The following is a 3,598-nucleotide window of genomic DNA, read 5'->3' as shown; positions in this document are numbered from 1 at the left end:
GATTTCCGAAGGAGGGGACAACAACCTGGCAGGATCAAAATTACCCTGTAAGGTAATATTTCCTCCTGTAAAATAACGTGCGTTCTTGGGGGAGCAGGTCCAGTCAACGCCCAAAGCGGCCGCACCTGATTTGGCCATGTCGCCCAAAGCGAACCAGCACCCCTTCCCGAAGACGATGACGGGGGCCTCGTCTTTCAAGGCGTTGATGATCTGTTGAATGTATCTGAATGAAAATTCTTGATAATCGGTGGGGGAAAGCATTCCACCCCAAGAATCGAATACCTGTACGGCATTTACTCCGGCCTTTACTTTTGCTTTGAGATAGGCAATGGTGGTATCGGTTATTTTCTGTAATAATTCATGGGCGGCCATAGGTTGCGTAAAACAGAATTCCTTGGCCTTGTCGAACGTTTTGCTCCCCTGCCCTTGCACACAGTAGCAAAGGATTGTCCATGGGGAACCCGCGAAACCGATCAATGGAATTTCATCGTTCAACTTCTCTTTGGTCATTGTAATGGCCTGCATTACATAATCCAATGCTTCATTGACATCAGGAACAATAACATTGTCAACGGCCTTCGGGGTCTGGATGGGGTTGGGCAGATAGGGGCCGAAATTTGGTTTCATCTGCACTTCAATATTCATAGCTTGGGGAATCACCAAGATATCGCTGAACAATATGGCGGCATCCATACCGTACCGGCGAATGGGCTGTACCGTGATTTCGGAAGCGAGCTCGGGCGTTTGGCAACGGGTAAAGAAGTCATATTTCTTGCGTATTTCAATAAATTCGGGCAAATAACGCCCAGCCTGCCGCATCATCCAAACTGGAGGTCTATCGACAATTTCGCCTTTTAGGGCCCTTAGGAATAAGTCGTTGTTCATTCGTTGTTCTTCGTTGTTGGCTTTTAGCTTTTGGTTGCTTTAATTTTGCTGATTAAACTATTGATCATTTTCGCCTCTATTTTAATCAAATCGAAAATGATTTCAAGTTCCTTAGGTTCTATAAACTCAAGTTCTTTTGCTATGACCAATTGTGTTTCAACTTCAAAAAGAGATCCAATGGAAATTTCCAGATATCGTTGAACTCAATTTCACTATTTCTGCTACAGCCTTCCGCAATGTTGGTAGGTATAGATACGGCTGCTCTAGTCATTTGACTTCTTAAGCCAAACTTTTCCTCTAAAGGTAATTTAACGGATAACGCATATATATGCTTCACGATCTCAATTCCGTTTTTCCAAATTTCAAGCTTTCTAAAGTCTCTCATACCAAATGATCCAAAGCTAATAGCTAACAGCTAAAGGCTAACAGCAAAAGGCTAAACACCATAATTCGCATTGACCAAATCAATAACGCTTTCCATATCGGGTATTTTGGCAACAAATACCTCTGAAAAATGTTCCCGGGCTACCTTGGCCGTACTTTCGCCAATGCAATAAGCAATTATATCCGTTCTATTCAATTGTAAATAGCTATTGACGGTTGACGGACTGAAAAAGAGTACCCCCTTTACATTCGGGGGGACTTTTACAGGGGTGTGCTTGGTTTTATAGGCTTCGATCTCGTTTACAGTAATACCACTACTGGTCAATATAGTTGGAAGATCGTCCATGCGAAGGTTGCTACAGAAATAGGTTACTTCGGTCCCTTCCAGATAGTCCACTAGGTATTCCGCCAGTTTCCTTGCATTTCTTTCAAAATGTTGCACTTTGCCTATACGGGCTTCAATCAATCGTTTGGTGCGTCGTCCTACACAATAGATGTTCTTGAATTGAAGTTGGGAGGCACTCACATTGGTCAACAAAGCTTCGACCGCATTCTTGCTCGTAAAGACTACATTTTGCATTTTGGCGGTCAATACCTTGGTGGGAATTCGGGTCGGACTCGTTTTTATAAAATCCTCCGAGTCTACCTGCAGGTCATCCTTGAACCTTGAGCGCTGGTCCTGTGTCAATTTTTTGGTGGAAAATATTTCGATGCTTTGGCTATCGCGATGCGTTTCTCCCACAAGGTTTTTGCCCCCACGGCTTAAAATGCTGTTGGCACAATCGCGACCCAAATTTTGATGTTCTCCAAACGGGGCCGTCAATTCAGCATCCAACTTTTTGGTGCCATCGATTGATAGCAATACCCCTTTGAAAGTCACCTCTTCCTTTTTGGTATTGATATAGGCCAAGGCCCCTATGGGAGCACTACAACCGCCTTCGAGTAGTCTGAGGAATTCACGTTCAAGCTGGGTGCATATTTCAGTAGGCTCATGGTTCAATTCAGCGCATGCTTGGCGAACAAAGGCATCCTTTTCCAATGCCACCACCATGATCGCGCCTTGGGCCGGGGCGGGTAACATCCAAGTGAGACCAATCGTATGTTCATGTTCAAGGCCAATGCGATCTAGACCTGCAGCCGCGAAAATGGCACCGTTCCAATCGTTTTCATGAAGCTTTTGCATACGGCTGTTCACATTGCCACGCAGATCCACCACGGTATGGGTAGGATAGCGATTCAACCATTGTGCCTTTCTTCTCAGGCTTCCGGTGGCAATAATGGCTTCCCGGCTGGAAAGAAATTCCTCATTATCCTTAAAGGCCAGAATATCGAGATAATTCGCCCGTTCTAATACGGCAGCCTGTACAATTCCCTTTGGTAAGGCCGTGGGCACATCTTTCATGGAATGTACCGCAATATCGATATCCCCACTGAGCATGGCTACATCAAGGGTTTTGGTGAAAATACCGGTAATCCCCATTTCGTAAAGCGGCTTGTTCAGTACCAAATCCCCAGTTGACTTGACAGGCACGAGTGTGGTCTGATAACCTAAGGCTTCCAATTTGTTTTTAACGGTATTCGCCTGCCAAAGTGCCAATTCACTATCGCGGGTGCCTATTCTAATGATTTGACTCATGAGGATTTATTTCTAGCTGAAAAACTTTCTGGATAAGCTCAAGACTGTCGTCGGCATCCCCGTTGGCATCCTTAAGATGATTTGCAAACTGTTTGGTGATTTTCTGAATGATCCGGTCTGATATCACATCGGCTTGTTCGGTATTGAAATCGTTCAATTTCTTGGATTGGTAATCCAACTCCTCCTCCTTCATGGTATTCAATTTCTTTTTCAAGGCTTTGATGACTGGAGCGAATTTCCTGGTTTCCAACCATTGGATGAATTCCCGTTTTACTTCTTCTATAATGCGCTCTGCCTTTGGAACGAACTGTTTTCTGCGTTCCAAGGTTTCGTCCGTAATTTGGGAAAGCTGATCTAAATGAATCACCGTTACATTGTCAAGTTCGGAAACATCATCGCAAACGTTCTTCGGAATGGAAAGATCAAGAATCAACAAAGGTTTCTTGGTGTAGATCAAATCCTTTGAAATCGTTGGGAATTGGGCCCCCGTGGCAACCACTAACACATCGGTATTTCGGATCTCGGTATGTAGATCGCCATAGTCCTTGACCACAAGATTGAATTTACCGGCAATTTTTTCCGCTTTGGTCTTGGTACGGTTGATCAAGGTTATTTTCGGATTCTGCGAATGTTTGATCAAGTTTTCACAGGTATTCCGCCCAATTTTCCCCGTGCCAAAAAGCAATACGCTCT

3 protein-coding genes and 1 pseudogene are annotated in these 3,598 nt (G+C 44.4%); all 4 read right to left on the bottom strand.

All coding sequences use genetic code 11. From position 1 onward, the window contains the following. Nucleotides 1–885, bottom strand: an 885-nt coding sequence (hemE, locus tag WBM98_RS09845; protein ID WP_424365850.1) for a uroporphyrinogen decarboxylase, incomplete at its 3' end; no start/stop codon positions are given. Between the two features lie 23 nt (nucleotides 886–908). Continuing rightward, nucleotides 909–1,270: pseudogene (locus WBM98_RS09840) on the bottom strand (four helix bundle protein). A 51-nt stretch (nucleotides 1,271–1,321) separates the two neighbouring features. Further along, a complete protein-coding gene (gene hemC, locus WBM98_RS09835) occupies nucleotides 1,322–2,905 on the bottom strand; it encodes a hydroxymethylbilane synthase (protein WP_424365849.1) in 1,584 nt (527 codons plus the stop codon). Continuing rightward, nucleotides 2,889–3,598 (bottom strand): saccharopine dehydrogenase NADP-binding domain-containing protein (locus WBM98_RS09830; protein WP_424365848.1); only part of this gene is annotated, 710 nt, incomplete at its 5' end. The genes WBM98_RS09830 and hemC, both read right to left, overlap by 17 nt.

This window comes from Maribacter sp. (assembly GCF_049667165.1).
Taxonomy (GTDB): domain Bacteria; phylum Bacteroidota; class Bacteroidia; order Flavobacteriales; family Flavobacteriaceae; genus Maribacter_A.
Note: the sequence above shows the minus strand (reverse complement) of the source record. Positions and strands in the feature narration are given on the sequence as shown.

Coding starts and splice junctions, on each gene's coding strand:
- hemC (WP_424365849.1), bottom strand. CDS start 2,905: ATGAGTCAAATCATTAGAATAGGCACCCGCGATAGTGAATTGGCACTT.